This is a genomic window from Streptococcus infantis (assembly GCF_019929665.1).
GTDB lineage: Bacteria > Bacillota > Bacilli > Lactobacillales > Streptococcaceae > Streptococcus > Streptococcus infantis_H.
On sequence record NZ_JAHZPZ010000005.1, the window covers coordinates 15,558 to 33,193 of the forward strand.

At 38.9% G+C, this 17,636-nt stretch carries 19 protein-coding genes and 1 pseudogene; 16 read left to right on the top strand and 4 right to left on the bottom strand.

What is annotated here, in order from left to right; translation table 11 throughout:
* Positions 1-58: 58 nt before the first annotated feature.
* Positions 59-910, bottom strand: a complete 852-nt coding sequence (locus K1I61_RS07735) for a MurR/RpiR family transcriptional regulator (protein WP_223334647.1) — start codon at positions 908-910, stop codon at positions 59-61.
* Positions 911-1,102: 192 nt separating this feature from the next.
* Here K1I61_RS07735 and pbp2b point away from each other — a divergent pair, with 192 nt between their 5' ends.
* The 12 genes from pbp2b (at position 1,103) to K1I61_RS07795 (ending at position 11,137) form a co-directional block, all read left to right on the top strand.
* Positions 1,103-3,145: a penicillin-binding protein PBP2B gene (gene pbp2b, locus K1I61_RS07740; RefSeq protein ID WP_276530038.1), complete on the top strand. Its 2,043-nt coding sequence runs from the start codon at positions 1,103-1,105 to the stop codon at positions 3,143-3,145.
* A 10-nt stretch (positions 3,146-3,155) separates the two neighbouring features.
* Entirely contained in the window at positions 3,156-3,752 is a 597-nt protein-coding gene (gene recR, locus K1I61_RS07745; protein WP_000966747.1) for a recombination mediator RecR, read from the top strand.
* A gap of 165 nt (positions 3,753-3,917) precedes the next feature.
* Positions 3,918-4,961, top strand: coding sequence for a D-alanine--D-alanine ligase (locus tag K1I61_RS07750; RefSeq protein ID WP_223334643.1), 1,044 nt, complete (start codon positions 3,918-3,920; stop codon positions 4,959-4,961).
* Positions 4,962-5,014: 53 nt separating this feature from the next.
* On the top strand, positions 5,015-6,388 hold the full coding sequence (locus tag K1I61_RS07755) for a UDP-N-acetylmuramoyl-tripeptide--D-alanyl-D-alanine ligase (RefSeq protein WP_223334641.1): 1,374 nt from the start codon (positions 5,015-5,017) through the stop codon (positions 6,386-6,388).
* Positions 6,375-6,986 (top strand): NUDIX hydrolase, encoded by a 612-nt coding sequence (locus K1I61_RS07760; RefSeq protein ID WP_223334639.1) that lies wholly within the window; start codon positions 6,375-6,377, stop codon positions 6,984-6,986. Before K1I61_RS07755 ends, K1I61_RS07760 begins: the two co-directional genes overlap by 14 nt.
* Positions 6,987-7,108: 122 nt before the next feature.
* On the top strand, positions 7,109-7,816 hold the full coding sequence (locus K1I61_RS07765) for a YwaF family protein (protein WP_223334637.1): 708 nt from the start codon (positions 7,109-7,111) through the stop codon (positions 7,814-7,816).
* A 158-nt stretch (positions 7,817-7,974) separates the two neighbouring features.
* Positions 7,975-8,421, top strand: a complete 447-nt coding sequence (gene rplM, locus K1I61_RS07770) for a 50S ribosomal protein L13 (protein WP_002876943.1) — start codon at positions 7,975-7,977, stop codon at positions 8,419-8,421.
* Positions 8,422-8,439: 18 nt separating this feature from the next.
* On the top strand, positions 8,440-8,832 hold the full coding sequence (gene rpsI / locus K1I61_RS07775) for a 30S ribosomal protein S9 (RefSeq protein WP_002893764.1): 393 nt from the start codon (positions 8,440-8,442) through the stop codon (positions 8,830-8,832).
* Positions 8,833-9,185: 353 nt separating this feature from the next.
* On the top strand, positions 9,186-9,488 hold the full coding sequence (locus tag K1I61_RS07780) for a TMEM175 family protein (RefSeq protein WP_004240734.1): 303 nt from the start codon (positions 9,186-9,188) through the stop codon (positions 9,486-9,488).
* Positions 9,413-9,754: a hypothetical protein gene (locus tag K1I61_RS07785; RefSeq protein WP_000397556.1), complete on the top strand. Its 342-nt coding sequence runs from the start codon at positions 9,413-9,415 to the stop codon at positions 9,752-9,754. The genes K1I61_RS07780 and K1I61_RS07785 overlap by 76 nt, the downstream gene beginning before the upstream one ends.
* 13 nt (positions 9,755-9,767) lie before the next feature.
* Entirely contained in the window at positions 9,768-10,091 is a 324-nt protein-coding gene (locus tag K1I61_RS07790; RefSeq protein WP_001253404.1) for a potassium channel family protein, read from the top strand.
* Entirely contained in the window at positions 10,088-11,137 is a 1,050-nt protein-coding gene (locus K1I61_RS07795; RefSeq protein ID WP_223334635.1) for a DUF389 domain-containing protein, read from the top strand. The genes K1I61_RS07790 and K1I61_RS07795 overlap by 4 nt, the downstream gene beginning before the upstream one ends.
* Positions 11,138-11,505: 368 nt before the next feature.
* On the opposite strand, the gene K1I61_RS07800 is transcribed toward K1I61_RS07795, so the two are convergent.
* Both K1I61_RS07800 and K1I61_RS07805 read right to left on the bottom strand, forming a co-directional pair.
* Positions 11,506-12,384 carry a LysR family transcriptional regulator gene (locus tag K1I61_RS07800; protein WP_223334632.1) on the bottom strand — a complete coding sequence of 293 codons (879 nt, stop codon included), beginning with the start codon at positions 12,382-12,384 and terminating at the stop codon, positions 11,506-11,508.
* Between the two features lie 127 nt (positions 12,385-12,511).
* A complete protein-coding gene (locus K1I61_RS07805) occupies positions 12,512-12,862 on the bottom strand; it encodes a helix-turn-helix domain-containing protein (RefSeq protein ID WP_004250856.1) in 351 nt (116 codons plus the stop codon).
* A gap of 359 nt (positions 12,863-13,221) precedes the next feature.
* Here K1I61_RS07805 and K1I61_RS07810 point away from each other — a divergent pair, with 359 nt between their 5' ends.
* The 3 genes and pseudogenes from K1I61_RS07810 (at position 13,222) to K1I61_RS07820 (ending at position 16,815) form a co-directional block, all read left to right on the top strand.
* Positions 13,222-14,847, top strand: coding sequence for a malolactic enzyme (locus K1I61_RS07810; RefSeq protein WP_223334630.1), 1,626 nt, complete (start codon positions 13,222-13,224; stop codon positions 14,845-14,847).
* Positions 14,848-14,924: 77 nt separating this feature from the next.
* A pseudogene (locus tag K1I61_RS07815) lies at positions 14,925-15,872 on the top strand (AEC family transporter).
* Positions 15,873-16,242: 370 nt separating this feature from the next.
* A complete protein-coding gene (locus tag K1I61_RS07820; RefSeq protein ID WP_223334628.1) occupies positions 16,243-16,815 on the top strand; it encodes a DUF6287 domain-containing protein in 573 nt (190 codons plus the stop codon).
* Between the two features lie 40 nt (positions 16,816-16,855).
* Here the strand turns inward: K1I61_RS07820 and K1I61_RS09000 are convergent, their stop codons facing one another.
* Positions 16,856-16,987: a hypothetical protein gene (locus tag K1I61_RS09000; RefSeq protein WP_263284888.1), complete on the bottom strand. Its 132-nt coding sequence runs from the start codon at positions 16,985-16,987 to the stop codon at positions 16,856-16,858.
* Positions 16,988-17,112: 125 nt separating this feature from the next.
* Between K1I61_RS09000 and K1I61_RS07825 the strand changes: the two genes are divergently transcribed.
* Positions 17,113-17,625 (top strand): GNAT family N-acetyltransferase, encoded by a 513-nt coding sequence (locus tag K1I61_RS07825; RefSeq protein ID WP_223334626.1) that lies wholly within the window; start codon positions 17,113-17,115, stop codon positions 17,623-17,625.
* Positions 17,626-17,636: the final 11 nt, after the last annotated feature.

Sequence of the window (17,636 nt, forward strand, 5' to 3'; positions counted from 1 at the left end):
GGACTCCCTTTTATTGATGAAGTTATTCCAAACAGAAAGCCCTGAATGGTTTTCAATTTCAGGGTTTTCTATGTCTTGTGTTTCTACGATAACCATTCAGTCTATTATTCTCCCAATAGCTATTAAAGATTTTTTCTTTACTTTCGCGATCGATCTCTAGGAAATAAGCGTAGAGTAAATCAATGATAATCAGCATTGGAATCTGAGCAGAAATTCGTTGAATATAAGATGCTTGGTTTTGGCTTGCGACCAAAATAGTTTCTGTAAATGCTTGAGTATCCTTATTCGGTGAACTTGTAAATAGAACTGTCTTAGCTCCCATATCTTGGGCATCTAATAAACTATCGATGATGGACGGTGTTGTTCCTGAGAGGGAAAAACCAAAGACCAAACATTTTTCATCAATGATACTAGTCGTCCAGGCAAAACCGTCTGGATCTGTTAAGGCTTCACAGACGACACCCAATCTCATAAAACGTAGCTTCATCTCACGTGCGACTAGACCAGAACTCCCAGTTCCGAAAAAATACACGCGTTCTGATCGCTCAATCATCTGAGCTACACGTTCCAACTGCTCATCGTCAATCAATCCTTGAGAAATTTCTCGCACATTTGCATAACTTCTGAGAACTCGTTGAGTCAAAGGATTCATATCCTGTTGAGGAGCAGAAAGAGTGTCTTTTTGTTGTTGATATTTGAAGATGAATTCTCGATAGCCCTTAAAACCACACTTCTTGGCAAAACGAGTGAGCGCCGCCTGGGAAATATGAAGTTTTTGCGTGACTTGTTGAGAGGATAAATCATCATTTATGGTGTCTGCCTGCAGAAAATAGCGGGCAATTTCTTGCTCTAAATCGGTCATTTCTTCAAAGTGAAGGTCGATAATCGTAGAGATATCTTGCTTATTCATGGAACTCCTTTTATAGCTATTTGCCAAAATTACTTTGACAAATCTAACAAATAAAATAGCGCTTACCTCCATTATATCATAGAAAATACTTTTTGGACCAAAAAGGAAAAGTCTTTTCTTTTTCCATAATTTTCTACCTAAATTATGGTACAATGAAGAGTGTGATTTTGATTAGAAATGAGATTGATGTGTATGAGAAAATTCAATAGCCACTCGATACCGATACGGCTTAATTTGTTATTTGCAATCGTCATTTTGCTCTTTTTAGCAATTATTGGTCGTTTGCTTTATATGCAAGTTCTTCATAAGGATTTTTATGAAAACAAACTCGCTTCTGCTAGCCAAACTCGAGTAACCATGGGTTCCGCTCGTGGAGAAATTTATGATGCAACAGGAAAACCTTTAGTCCAAAACACCGTTAAGCAAGTTGTTTCCTTTACACGAAGCAACAAGATGACTGCGGCTGATTTGAAGGATATTTCTAAAAAATTGTTGACCTATGTCACAGTCACCTCTCCAGAGTTGACGGACCGTCAAATGGCTGATTACTACTTGGCTGATGCTGAAGTTTATAAGAAGACAGTTGAAGCTCTTCCAAAAGATAAACGATATGATTCAGATGGCAATCAACTTTCCGAATCTGAACTCTATAACAACGCTGCTGAGAGTATTACTTCCAGTCAATTAAACTACTCAGAGGATGAAAAGAAGGCAATCTATATCTTTAGTCAGCTCAATGCAGTAGAAAATTTTGCGACAGGAAATATTCAAACGGATCCTTTGAGCGATACACAGGTAGCTGTGATTGCTTCTGCATCTAAGGAATTGCCAGGTATTTCCATCTCTACTTCATGGGACCGAAAAGTCTTAGAAACTTCTCTTTCATCTATAGTTGGAAGTGTTTCGAGTGAAAAATCTGGTCTTCCAGCAGAAGAAGTGGACGCTTATTTGAAAAAAGGTTACTCACTCAATGACCGTGTTGGGACTTCCTATCTTGAAAAGCAATACGAAGAAGTCTTGCAAGGAAAACGTACCGTCAAGGAAATCCATTTGGACAAGCACGGAGACATGGAGAGTGTAGAAAATATCGAAGAAGGAAGCAAGGGTAAAAATATCAAATTGACCATTGATTTGGCCTTCCAAGATAGCGTAGACAGTCTCTTGAAGAGTTATTTCAACTCAGAACTTGCAAATGGTGGAGCCAGATATTCTGAAGGTGTCTATGCAGTAGCCCTCAATCCTAAGACAGGTGCTGTATTAGCCATGTCAGGAATGAAGCACAATGTAGAGACTGGAGAACTGACCACAGACTCACTCGGAACTGTCACCAATGTCTTCGTACCAGGATCTGTCGTTAAGGCAGCTACCATCAGTTCAGGTTGGGAAAATGGGGTCTTGTCAGGAAATCAAACCTTGACAGATCAACCAATCGTCTTCCAAGGTTCTGCGCCGATCAATTCCTGGTATACCCCTTATTATGGTTCTTTCCCGATTACAGCAGTTGAGGCCTTGGAGTATTCATCCAATACCTACATGGTCCAAACTGCTCTTGGAATCATGGGGCAAACTTATCAGCCGAATATGACAGTAGGAACCAACAGTCTCGAATCTGCCATGGGAAAACTTCGTTCAACCTTCGGTGAGTATGGTTTAGGAGTTTCTACAGGAATCGACCTACCGGATGAGTCAACAGGCTTTATTCCTAAAGACTACGATTTGGCCAACTATCTAAATAATGCCTTTGGGCAGTTTGATAACTACACACCGATGCAGTTAGCTCAGTATGTGGCAACTATTGCCAATAATGGTGTCCGCTTAGCTCCTCATATCGTGGAAGGAGTCTACGACAACAACGAACAAGGTGGTTTGGGAGAACTCATTAAGCAAACGGACAGCACAGAAATGAATAAGATTAATATTTCTGAGTCTGATATGTCTATCTTGCAACAAGGCTTTTACCAAGTATCGCACGGGACAAGTGCTCTTACGACAGGTCGTGCCTTTTCAAATGGTGCAGCAGTCTCCATCAGTGGGAAAACTGGTACAGCCGAAAGTTACGTGAATGGTGGTCAGAAAGCCAACAACACTAATGCTGTGGCCTATGCGCCAACCGATAATCCGCAGATTGCAGTCGCAGTTGTATTCCCGCATAATACGAATCTAACTAATGGTGTCGGACCTTCGATTGCTCGCGACATTATCAATCTATACAACCAACACCATCCAATGAACTAGAAAGGAAGCCATGCTTTACCCAACACCTATAGCTAAGCTGATTGACAGTTATTCTAAACTTCCGGGTATCGGGATTAAGACAGCAACCCGACTGGCCTTTTATACCATTGGGATGTCGGATGATGACGTCAATGAATTTGCAAAAAATCTTCTTGCAGCCAAGCGAGAATTGACCTATTGCTCTATTTGTGGGCGCTTGACAGATGACGATCCTTGTTCTATCTGTACCGATCCTAGCCGTGACCAGTCTACGATTCTGGTTCTGGAGGATAGCCGAGATGTTGCTGCTATGGAAAATATCCAGGAATACCATGGGCTTTACCATGTCCTACATGGTCTCATTTCACCTATGAATGGGATTAGTCCAGATGACATCAATCTCAAAAGTCTCATGACACGCCTCATGGATAGCGAAGTTTCAGAGGTTATCGTGGCCACCAATGCAACAGCAGATGGTGAAGCGACTTCCATGTATATCTCTCGACTACTTAAACCTGCAGGGATTAAGGTTACTCGTCTAGCACGAGGTCTAGCAGTAGGAGCAGATATCGAATATGCGGACGAAGTAACGCTCCTAAGAGCCATCGAAAATCGTACCGAACTTTAGTCTGTAAGGATATAGAACAGGCAATTAGTTAGTAGAAAAGATTTCAAGAAATTAAGAGACTGGATTTATTTTTAATACAGTCTCTTTTTTGCTATTCAAGTTTAAAAAAATAAACAAATGTGATATACTAAAAAGCGAGTATTCTAGTAGAAATAGGACAATCATATGAAACAAACAATTATTCTATTATATGGTGGACGCAGTGCAGAACGTGAAGTCTCTGTATTGTCAGCTGAGAGTGTCATGCGTGCGGTTAACTATGACCGTTTTGCAGTCAAAACCTTCTTTATCAGCCAGTCTGGTGATTTCATCAAAACCCAAGAATTCAGCCAAACTCCTGGTCAAGATGAACGCCTCATGACTAATGAAACGATTGATTGGGACAAGAAAGTTGCTCCAAGTGCCATCTACGAAGAAGGAGCAGTTGTCTTTCCAGTTCTTCATGGACCGATGGGAGAAGACGGTTCCGTTCAAGGTTTCTTAGAAGTCTTGAAAATACCTTATGTCGGTTGTAATATCCTATCTTCAAGCCTTGCTATGGATAAGATCACTACCAAACGTGTTTTGGAATCCGCTGGAATTGCCCAAGTTCCTTACGTAGCCATTGTTGAAGGGGATGACTTGGCTTCTAAGATTGCTGAAGTTGAAGAAAAATTAACCTATCCAGTCTTTACTAAACCATCAAATATGGGTTCTAGTGTCGGTATTTCTAAGTCTGAAACTAAAGAAGAGCTCCACCAAGCTCTCGAGCTTGCCTTCAAGTACGATAGTCGTGTCTTGGTAGAACAGGGAGTAAATGCGCGTGAAATCGAGGTTGGCCTCTTAGGAAACTATGATGTCAAGAGCACGCTTCCTGGTGAAGTTGTCAAGGATGTAGCCTTCTATGATTACGAAGCAAAATACATCGATAACAAGATTACTATGGATATTCCAGCCAAGATTAGTGATGATGTAGTAGCAGTCATGCGTAAAAATGCAGAAGTAGCCTTCCGTGCTATTGGTGGACTTGGCTTATCACGTTGCGACTTCTTCTATACAGATAAGGGAGAAGTTTTCCTAAATGAGCTTAACACTATGCCAGGATTTACCCAATGGTCTATGTATCCATTGCTTTGGGACAATATGGGAATTTCTTATCCAGAATTAATTGAACGTTTAGTTGATCTTGCTAAAGAGAGTTTTGACAAGCGTGAAGCGCACCTATTGTAAAGACAGACATAAGGGCGGGGAAGGACTCCTTGCCCCTTTTTAAAGGAGTAAACATGAAACTTACGATTCACGAAGTTGCGCGTGCCTTCGATGCAAAAAATGATGTGACAGGCTATGCGGATAACCTGCTAGTCAAGGCTGAGTTTGATAGTCGTTTGATTGGGCCTGGAGATTTATTTGTGCCACTAAAGGGGGCGCGTGATGGTCATGACTTTATAGAGACAGCTTTTGAAAATGGCGCTGTTGTAACCCTGTCAGAAAAGGAAGTAGAAGGTCATCCTTACATTTTAGTAGATGATGTCTTGACAGCCTTTCAAGCACTTGCGGCCTATTACCTTCAAAAGACAGGTGTCGATGTCTTTGCTGTTACAGGTTCAAATGGGAAGACTACTACCAAGGATATGTTGGCTCATTTGCTTTCTACAAGTTACAAAACCTACAAAACGCAAGGGAACTACAATAACGAGATTGGCCTCCCTTACACTGTTCTTCATATGCCAGATGATACTGAGAAGTTAGTCTTGGAAATGGGACAGGATCACCTAGGAGATATCCATCTCTTATCTGAACTAGCTCATCCAAAGACAGCTATTGTGACCTTGGTAGGAGAAGCTCATTTGGCCTTCTTCAAGGACCGTTCAGAGATTGCCAAAGGGAAATTGCAAATCGCTGATGGTATGGAGAAAGGTAGCTTACTTTTGGTACCGGCTGATCCAATTGTAGAAGATTATCTACCTGCTGACCAAAAAGTGGTTCGTTTTGGCCCAGGTGCAGAACTCGAAATTACAGAATTGATTGAGCGCAAGGATAGCTTAACCTTCAAGGCTAATTTCTTGGAGCAAGCCCTTGATTTGCCAGTAACTGGTAAATACAATGCGACCAATGCCATGATTGCATCTTATGTAGCTCTTCAAGAAGGAGTGACTGAGGAGCAAATTGGTCAAGCCTTCCAAAATCTTGAATTGACCCGCAATCGTACCGAGTGGAAAAAAGCTGCCAATGGAGCAGATATCTTGTCAGATGTCTACAATGCTAACCCAACAGCTATGAAGTTGATTTTAGAAACTTTCTCTGCCATTCCAGCCAATGAAGGTGGCAAGAAACTCGCAGTTCTGGCAGATATGAAAGAACTTGGAGACCAGTCTGTTCAACTCCATAATCAGATGATTTTGAGCATTTCACCAGATGTCCTTGATACTGTTATTTTCTACGGTGAAGACATTGCTGAATTGGCTCAATTAGCCAGTCAAATGTTCCCCATCGGCCATGTTTACTACTTCAAGAAAACAGCTGAGGAAGACCAATTTGAAGCCATGGTCAAGCAGGTCAAGGAAAGTCTTGGTGCACATGACCAGATTCTGCTTAAAGGTTCGAATTCTATGAATCTAGCTAAGCTAGTAGAAAGTTTAGAAAATGAGTGCAACTGATTTTGCTAAGAATATACAGAGGATGTTGGCTATCACTGATACTGGTTTGACCTATACAAAGGACCCCTTTGACCGTGAACGTTATGAGGATTTACGTCAGATTTTATGGAGCCTATTACAGGATCAAACAGAGCTCAATCAAGAGGAATTGACTGCGATCTTAAAACCAACAGCTAGCTATGCAACTCCCTTGATGGATGTGCGAGCTTGGATTGTTCAAGACCAGAAGATTTGTTTGGTTAGAGGACAAGGAGAGGATACTTGGGCCTTACCTGGTGGCTTTGGTGAGGTAGGCTATTCTCCCAAGGAAAATATCCGAAAAGAAGTTCAGGAAGAAACAGGATTTTCGGCAGAAGTAGGCTCTTTATTGGCAGTTTTTGATACCAACTGCTTTCAACTTCAGAACAAGCAGTATGCAAAGTTCGTCTTTGACTGTCAGTTATTAGATGGACAATTTCAAGAAAATCAAGAAGTTGCTGAATTAGGATTTTTTGACATTTCGGCTCTCCCTCCCTTATCTGAAAAAAGAATAACCAAGGAACAAATGGATATTCTATGGCAGGTTTATCAGGGTGAGCGGGAACAATATATTGATTAGAAGCTTTGCTTTATCTTAAGGCCGATAGCTTCTTTGGAACACAAAATTATAAGAAATAAATGTAAGCTAGGATCTATAGAGACAAGTAAGAGAATGGCTTATATGGAAATGAGGAAAATTATATGAATGTTTGGGATGCTTTATTTACCACCCAGGCGACGGAGCCACCCCAATTTGGATTTACTTGGTACGCAAGTACATTTGCCTTACTGTTTTTGACAATTTATCTTGCTTATCGCTATCGTGAAAATAAGGTTTGTCAACGATTTTTCCAGATTATACAGGCAATTCAGTTAATCGCGCTATACAGCTGGTATTGGATTAATCAGTTCCCGCTGTCAGAAAGCTTGCCTTTTTATCATTGTCGATTAGCCATGTTTGTAGTTCTCTTGCTTCCAGGTGTCTCTAGAGTCAAACAGTACTTTGCTGTGCTTGGAACCTTCGGGACGATTGCAGCTTTTGTTTATCCAATCCCAGACGCTTACTCTTTCCCACACATCGTTATTTTGTCCTTTATTTTCGGACATCTAGCCCTTCTTGGGAATTCCTTGATTTATCTTTTAAACAACTACAATGCTCGTCTCTTGGATTTCAAAGGTATTCTTATACTGACCTCTTTACTCAATGGTTTGATTTTTATAGTCAATTTATTAACGGGTGGAGATTACGGTTTTATGACAAAACCACCATTGGTGGGAGACCATGGTCTTGTGGTTAATTATATCATTGTCACTCTATTTTTGGCTTGTGCTATTTTCCTCTTCTCTAAAGGTTTTCAAGTCATCACTCAGGAGAAGGCAGAAAGAAGATTGAAAATCTGGCAGAAATAAAAAATATTTTCCCAACCGCTTGACTTTTATCTGAGAATTTTGATACAATAGTAGGCGGTATTGTTTACCCCATTTGTAAGGCCCCGGAACCTTTCAAATACCCCGCGGACCGGAACATCCGCCCTGTAAACAAAAACGATATTCATATAGGAGAAATCATGAACAAAACTACATTCATGGCTAAACCAGGCCAAGTAGAACGCAAATGGTACGTTGTTGACGCAACTGATGTACCTCTTGGACGCCTTTCAGCAGTTGTTGCTAGCGTACTTCGCGGAAAAAACAAACCAACATTTACACCACACACTGATACAGGTGACTTCGTAATCGTTATCAATGCTGAAAAAGTTAAATTGACTGGTAAAAAAGCAACTGATAAGATCTACTACACTCACTCAAACCACCCAGGTGGATTGAAATCAATCTCTGCTGGTGAACTTCGTTCTAAAAATGCAGTACGTTTGATCGAGAAATCAGTTAAAGGTATGCTTCCACACAATACTCTTGGCCGCGCTCAAGGTATGAAATTGAAAGTATTCGTTGGAGCTGAGCACACTCACGCTGCACAACAACCAGAAGTTCTTGATATTTCAGGACTTATCTAAGGAAAGGAACAATAAAGTATGTCACAAGCACAATATGCAGGTACTGGACGTCGTAAAAACGCTGTTGCACGCGTTCGCCTTGTTCCAGGAACTGGTAAAATCACTGTTAACAAAAAAGATGTTGAAGAGTACATCCCACACGCTGACCTTCGTTTGGTCATCAACCAACCATTCGCAGTTACTTCAACTGCAGGTTCATACGACGTTTTCGTTAACGTTGTAGGTGGTGGATACGCTGGTCAAGCAGGAGCTATCCGTCACGGTATCGCTCGTGCCCTTCTTCAAGTAGACCCAGACTTCCGCGATTCATTGAAACGCGCAGGACTTCTTACACGTGACTCACGTAAAGTTGAACGTAAGAAACCAGGCTTGAAAAAAGCTCGTAAAGCATCACAATTTAGTAAACGTTAAAACTTATTTAAACTTATTGAAAGTATTTCGTATCAAAAATACGGGATGCTTTTTCTGTTCACCCCAAATTTTTGTAACTAGGTGATACTTGAAATTAATACAAATTTGGTTGTTTTTGATAAATCTAAGCAACACTAAATGATGAAGTGAAAGGGGATGAATCTTTGATAGTATTCATTTATTGTGAAATATGATATATTTATTAATTAGATGGATGAATACTTCTAGAGTTAAATATAGCATAATAGGGACAGACTTTTTGGTTTATTTTTGTTTGTAGTCGGATTATGAAAGAATATCCAATATTATGCGATAAGATAGAATGTTACAAAAAAGAAAGGGGATGCAATCCGATGAAGAAAGACAGATTAATTGTATTGACAGATGCTGTTCTAGCAATTATTATGACCATCTTGATTTTAGAGTTAGAAAAACCAACAACACCAAGTCTTGAAGCTTTTTGGGATTTACGGCAAAATTTCTTTGCTTGTTTTCTTTCCTTTTTCTGGTTGGGATCGTTATGGATGGCACTAAACACATTATGGGAAAAGGTTGAGAAAATTTCCTCAGAAATTATTTGGTGGAATTTGTTTCTACTCTTGGAGCGGCAGGAGTTCTCTTTGGAGAATTTCATGCCATCCAAGATACCAGTCTGAATGATGTGGTGGACCGGATCTATATAAATGTCAAGGATTTACCGTTTCAGTCCTTGGGAGCTTTAGCTAATATCCTGTCTGATGTTAAGAAGGGACTGATTCAAGACAGTCATATCTGGTCTTTCTTCCAGTCATTTTTCAAACAATATCAGTTGATAATCAGCTTAAATCAGATCTATCAGTTTGTCTATCTTTCTCTGATGGAGATCATGTCCTATCTTCACTTTGATTATTGGAAAAAACGGCTCGGTCAGGAGCTAGTATGAATAAGGAGAACAAATGAGACGTTTAAAAATGTTATGGCATATTATACAGGTTACGGGTTTTACTCGGTTTGCTCTGAGTTTTGTGACCTTTGTTTTTGGGTCAGGAGGCGTGCTTTTCCTAGTTGAACCTGCTATCACAAATTACGGAGACGGTCTTTGGTATGCTTTTGTGACTTCGACGACTGTCGGCTACGGGGATCTCCTAGCTGTGACCTTGATTGGAAGGATTACCAGTGTCTTCTTGACGATTTATGGGCTCATATTTTTTGGCTGTTTATCAGCTGTTATTATTAATTATTATACCGATTTAAATAAGGAAAGAGGAGAGGACAAATGACTGCCAATTATTCAACACGGGAATACCGTGAGAAATTATACGATGACCTTCATGTTCGATTGAGAGATACAGCGATTTTGATGTGTGCAATTTTTATTGCCTCTATCGGTCTAAATATGAATTCAACAGCTGTTATTATTGGAGCCATGTTAATTTCACCTCTCATGACACCGATTGTTGGACTGGGATTCGGTTTAGCTATTTTTGATACGCGTTTAATCAAGCAATCTCTAGAGGTTTTATTGACTCAAGTGTTGGTCAGTTTGCTTGTCTCGACTCTGTATTTCTGGATTTCTCCCTTGTCTTATGCAAGTAGCGAGTTGATCGCACGAACCTCTCCAACCATTTGGGATGTTCTCATTGCTATTGCTGGTGGGATTGCTGGTGTGATCGGTTCAAGGAAAAAAGAAGCAAACAATATCGTGCCAGGAGTAGCCATTGCTACAGCTTTGATGCCGCCTATCTGTACTGCTGGCTATGGTTTAGCTAATGGGAATGTACGATTTTTATTGGGGGCTCTCTATCTTTTCTTGATCAACTGTGTCTTTATCATGCTAGCCAACATTGTTGGAACAAGAATTTTGATGAGAAAATCTCCTTTAACTTCATTTAAAGAGCTGAGCATTAAAATGAGAATTGGCTTGATTTCTTTGATTGTATTGTTGATTCTTCCAGCTAGCTATTCGGCAGTTACTCTGACAATAGAACAAGCGCGCAAAGAAGGGGTCAAACAGTTTGTAGGAAAAGAGTTCGCCAATTATACGGTTATTAATCAAGTCTACAAGTCAAGTAACAATGAATTGGTCTTGACGGTTGTTGGAGATCCGATTTCAGAAGAAGAATTAGAAACACTCCACCAAAAACAAGCCTCTTACGGTATTCAATCTGTTCAATTGAAAGTGAATCAAGTTCAGAACTCGCCAACATTAGATAGTGAAGCGACCAAGGAATTTTATGAAAACATTGACAAGTATATTGATCAAAAACTCTCTGAAAAAGATTCACAAAACGATCTCGTAAAAGAAAATGAAGCAGACAAGGATTGAGGACAATGAACTGAATCGGTTTTTACGCCGTGTTTTTCTTGTATCTTCCTCTTTCTTACTTATAGCAGGTTGTTTTTGCTTGAATAAGAAATAAATTAGAAGTTCTATCATCTAAGAAAAATGATGAAAAAAATCATTTAACTAATGGTGTGAACGTTTAGTGTTTATCAGCTCCATTCTCTGTAATTTTGGGGGTAAAATCCACACCATTTAGATAAAATTAGTTGAATTTGATTGGAAAAACGCTTTTATAAAAGCGGAGAAAAGTCTTGATATTACGCTGTTTTTAGTCCAACTGAAATTCATACTTTCCAAACCAGGTCTTAAAAAAACTCTAGCTATCAGGTAGTTGATAGTTAGAGTTTTTTCTATTCATATGATTTAATGAGATTAAATAAGGCTTCTGATTCTGATGACAGTGTAGCTGATTTGAGATAAGCATAATAAACTGTAAATGTGATCTGGTCCTCTGGTATTAGAGGGATTTTTATTAAATCATCATCTTCATCAGAAAGTGCGATATCAGCTAGTAAACTAAGGCCAACCCCTTTCTTTAAAAGTTCTTTAATGATGACAATGTCGTCACTCTTAAAGAATATTTCTGCCTTGTTTTGATACTTTTGATTAAGGAGTTCAAAAGCTTTCAGGTGAACAAAGTGTTCGTCTAAAAGTATAAAGGATTGATCTACTAAATCTTCAAAAGCGAGGGAAGGAGCAGTAGCAAGAGGATGGTTCTTAGATAAAACGACATACAGTTCTTTATGAAAGAGTTCATGTGTCTCTATTGAGGGATGATTGAGTGGTTCAATCAAGCCGAGTAGGCTTGCATCAAGGTCTCCCTTGAGGAGAAGATTTAATAACTCTACGGAGCCACCGCGGATAGGGCGTACTTTTTTTAAAAAATCGAATTTATCTTTTTCGTTTAAGGCAGCAAAGAGATACTGAATGATAATAGGAGGAAATCCTACAGTAGAGTATTGGGCCAAGGAACGATTGATTTCTTTGCGAGTAGAAATGACCTCGGGTAAAATCTTTTCTGTATGCTTTAGAAGGATTTGCCCTTGAGAAGTTAATTTAAAGGAACGATGTGAAGGATCATGGTGAATCAATTTGCAATTAAAAGATTCCTCTAAGCGCTTGATGGCATAAGAAATAGATGGTTGGCTGACTTTGTGTTGTTTTGCTACTTCCGTATAGGATTGAAGCTGGCAGAGGTCATAAAAATATTGTAGATCTTTTAAATTCATATGGGCTCACTTTCATTAGTTGGAGAAGGAAAATAAGTGGAAATCACCAGATAAATAATTTTTATCCGTATCCTACAATTTGACTATACGAGTATTCGCCGGTTAAAATGTAAGTGAGTCAGGGATATCAAAGGTTATCTAAGATACTTTCAAAAATGACCAACATCTTTTCTCGTTTATCAATAGGGAGCTGTTTAATCTTCATGTTGATTCTTTTGAGTGAAAGATTGTCGGTCTTATCAGAGGTTGATTCAAGGCTATCAAAATTGAAAAATTCCTCTGGGGTCATCTTTAGGGCGACAATCACTTTTTCAAGACTGTGAATGGTCAGATTCACATTTTGGTTTTCAAGTTGATTGATATACTTAAGCCCGAGCCCCGCTTGTTCCGAAAGTTCTTCCTGGCTCATTTTTTTCTGTGTTCGAAAATATTTCACTTTTTGGGAAATATATTGTTGTAAATAGTTTTTATTGGTCATATAAATAGAATACAAGTTTTGCATGACAAAAAAACATCTTAAAAAATACAAAGTATTGTATAACAAACTTATATAATATTTATTTTAATTCGGATTGCCAATTTGTATGATTAGTTTCTTTTACTCGAAACTTTTAGGAAAGAGTGATCATCGAGAGTTTTATAAGTTCATAACTTTATAAAATATAACAACTTAAAGTGTCATTAATAATGGTGTTTTAACTATAAAAGAGCTTATTAGAAAATTGTTCTCGTAGACTCATTATAACATATGCGGATACAATCGTATTTTTTAAACAACAAAGTTTTCCGAACAATTCATTTTAAGTGGTATAATAGAAGTAAAAAGGAGGTTGCACTATGACTGCACATGATATTTTAAACAACCCTTTCCTCAATAAAGGTACTGCCTTTACCTTAGAGGAGCGAAAGGAACTAGGTCTTATTGGTATACTGCCACCGTATGTTCAAACGATTGAAGAACAAGCAGCGCAAACTTATGCGCAAATGCAAACAAAAGCCAATGATTTGGAAAAGCGTCTTTTCCTAATGGAAATTTTTAATACCAACCGAACTCTTTTCTATTACCTCTTTTCTCACCATTTGGAGGAATTCAATCCAATTGTATACGATCCAACCATTGCAGATACCATTGAAGGCTATAGTGACCTCTTTGTAGATCCCCAATATGCGGGATATCTTGATATCAATCATCCTGAAAATATTGAAGCCACTTTGAAAAATGCTGCCGGGGATCGCGAGATTCGCCTCATTGTTGTAACAGATGCAGAAGGAATCCTTGGAATCGGTGACTGGGGAACAAATGGTGTCGATATTTCTGTCGGGAAATTGATGGTCTATACGGGTGCTGCTGGAATCGATCCTTCTGTGGTCCTTCCTTTAGTTATCGATGCAGGGACTAACCGTGAAGAACTTCGTAACAATCCTAATTACTTAGGAAATCGTCACGAACGGGTTCGCGGAGATCGTTACTACGACTTCATTGACCAATTTGTTCAAACAGCAGAACGTCTCTTTCCTAAACTCTACCTTCACTGGGAAGACTTCGGCCGCTCGAATGCTGCCAATATTCTTGAAAAATACCGGAAACAAATTCCAACTTTTAATGATGATATTCAAGGTACAGGAATCGTTACCTTGGGTGGTATCTTTGGTTCGCTGGATATTAGTGGTGAAAAATTAACAGATCAAGTTTATCTCTGCTATGGTGGTGGGACTGCGGGTGCAGGAATTGCCGCTCGTGTTCTTCGTGAAATGGTGAGTGAAGGTCTTTCTGAAGAAGAAGCCTATAAACGTTTCTTTATGGTTGATAAACAAGGTCTTCTCTTTGATGACATGGATGACTTGACACCAGAGCAAAAACCGTTTGCTAAGAAACGTGCTGACTTTAGTAACGCAGACAAGTTGACTGACCTGCTTGAAGTAGTGAAAACTGTGAAGCCAACCATTCTTGTAGGAACTTCGACTCAGCCTAATACCTTCACTAAAGAAATAGTAGAGGCTATGTGTGAAAATACAGAGCGTCCGATGATCTTCCCTTTGTCAAATCCAACCAAACTAGCTGAAGCTAGTGCTAAAGATTTGATTGAATGGTCAGATGGCAAAGCTTTTGTCGCAACAGGAATTCCTGCTGATACAGTTTCTTATAAAGGTGTCGACTATGTGATTGGTCAAGCCAATAATGCCTTGATTTACCCAGGTCTTGGTCTAGGTATGCTGGCTTCTGAAGCAAGTCTTTTGAGTGATGAAATGATCGGAGCAGCGGCTCATTCATTGAGTGGTATTGTCAATCCAGGCCAACCAGGAGCTCCTGTCTTGCCACCGTTCAAGTATGTAGCAGATGTTTCTATTAAAGTAGCAGAAGCAGTCGCTAAAAAAGCACAAGAGCAAGGTCTTGCACGTGCTAAGGAAACAGATATGGCCAAAGCAGTTCGTGATTTGAAGTGGTATCCAGAGTATAAATAATTCACTGCTGCTGTCTATCCTTTGCTAGCGACAGATTTGTATGGGCTGTGGACTTAAGTAATTTAGAAAGGATACCTATGTCACTCTTTTTAACCTCGATTACGAGTATCATTCCGATTATCGCTATTATTGTTTTGGGGTATATTCTTCAGGTGAAGGGATGGTTTGGAGATGCCTTTGGGCCTAACCTATCTCGTTTGATCATGAATGTAGCCTTGCCAGCGTCAATCTTTGTGTCGGTGATGAAATACCTAACACTAGATAAACTAATCAGTCTTTCTGGAGGTCTCCTTTATACATTTGTGGCCTTTATCTTGGGCTATATCGTAGCTTATATTGCAGTTGTGGTTTTCAAGGTTCGTCCAGGACGGCGAGGAACCATGATGAATACCTTTGTGAATGCCAATACTATTTTTATTGGTTTACCTTTAAACGTTGCTCTTTTTGGGGATCAGGCTCTTCCATATTTCTTAATTTACTATATCACCAACACGATTTCCACCTGGACATTGGGCGTGTATTTGATGACGAGTGACAGTAAATCGGGTCAAAGCAAGGAGACAAGTAAATTTGACTGGAAGAAATTGCTACCAGCTCCGCTTGTAGGTTTTCTTGTGGCTCTGCTATTTTTGATTCTCCGAATCTCTATTCCAGATTTCGCAACGAATACCTTAACCTATGTTGGAAATATCGTCACTCCCCTATCTCTGATTTATATTGGTATCGTTCTTGCAAAGGCAGGTTTGAATACTATTACTTTTGATAAAGATACAATTGTCACTTTAGTTGGACGCTTTATCCTAGCTCCTCTAATCATGCTTCTTGTATTGAAGTTCTTTGCACCAAATATGGCGACAGTAGAATTTAAGACCTTTATGATTCAGTCCGCTACACCAGCTTGAGCTGTTCTCCCAATCCTTGCTAATCAGGGCAAAGGAGATGTGGAATTCTCTACGAATGTGGTGACTCTGAGTACGGTTCTATTTATCGTTGTTATTCCAATATTACAAACTTTGTTAGGATAAGGAGGAAGAGGATAGGATTGAAAGTTTTGCGTTAAGAAATTGCACTATTTTAGATACATAAATTTTTATTTATTGAAATTGAAATCAGAAGAAACTCTTCTGACGGTTGCTATTGAGCACTTTTGAGCTGTCCTAAAAGCCAGACTTTTCAAACTAGGATTGAAAAAAACTCGTAAAGCATCACAATTTAGTAAACGTTCTTCGAAAGAATGACTATACTTACAAAGAGCACCTTTCGGGGTGTTCTTTTTTAATTCTCAATAGAGTTTACCCCCAAAAATCACACCACTAGTCTTTGTCTTATACAATTTCTTCCTAGTATGAGTTTAGTATGATATAATTAAATACGAATAATTTAAAGGAGTTATAAATGAAAATAGGAAAAGGCATCAATTGGATTTTGATTCTGTTTAGTTGCTTAAATGCTATAGTACTGATAAGTTTTGTGTTCTTCTTTAATCATAAGAAGCAAGATGTAGAAGCAGTAAATGCTATAACAGAACAGGTTTCTGCCACTAGTACGACAGCGACTAGTACAACAACCACTAGTTCAACGACTACTCAAGATAGTGTTACGACTACTGAGGAAAAACTCTCGACACAAGAAGAGCAAACGAATGCTAGATCACAAAAAATAGATGAGCAAGCCATTCTAAATGGAGATTTCTCGACTCTAGTTGGAACTTGGAGAAATGGACTCGGGCAAGAGTTTACATTCGATAAAAATGGACTAGTAAACAGTGGAAATATTGAAAAAGTGCGCATGGGTAGCCATGGAACGATTGAATTCAGCATTAGAGATGGTATCTCAGGCTATGGAATGAGTATTTATCCTGCTGGACTTATTATGCCTGGGTTAGATACTGATTTAACTAAAAATAGGCTTATTGCTGGTCAAGCTGCTCCAACCAGATCAGAACAAGTTTTTTATAAAGTAGACTAAATGATTAACCATCTCATCAAATTTGAGATGGTTTTCTTCTTTATTTATGAGTTGTGATCATGTTATGAAGGTTAATCAAGTATGCTTCAGAAATAGCTTCCATAGGCGTTCCAGCCTGTTTAGCAAGATGTTGGAATTTATGAGGACCTTGACGGGTATTATTTTTCTTCATAGTATGTTGTGTTATAATGTAGATACGATATGAATAAATTAAGATAACTCTTTAAATGCTGTAAATGTCACTTTGTGTGAACATGAGTACATTTGAATTTAGAGAATGATAGGAGATGCTTTACAATGATAAGTTTAGAGCTGATGTCTGAAGAAAATAGCATAGACGTTTATTCTTTTGAAAAAGAAAATCGGGAGTATTTTGAGCGGAATTTACCTCCTAGACCAGTTACCTATTTTGATTCAGAAGGTTTTAAAGAAATTACAAGGGAATTGTTAAGGGAACAAGAGAATCAGGATGTCTACATGCATCTTATTAGAGATGCACAAGGTACTATGGTTGGAAGAATCAATTTAAGTGTTTTAGGAAAGGATAGAAAAACAGCAGAACTTGGATATAGGATTGGAGAAAATGTTACCAATTTAGGTTATGCAAGTGAAGCGGTTAAACTCGTTTTAGAAAAGGCCTTTACTACTTATGGTTTACATAAGATTATCGCAGGGACGGCAAGGGACAATCTGGCTTCTCAGAGAGTGCTTTTAAAAAATGGTTTTACCTTTAGTAGAATCATAGAGAATGACTTTCAAATGCATAACGAGTGGATTCATACGGCAGTATTTGAGATAAGGAATCTATAGCATCATCATTA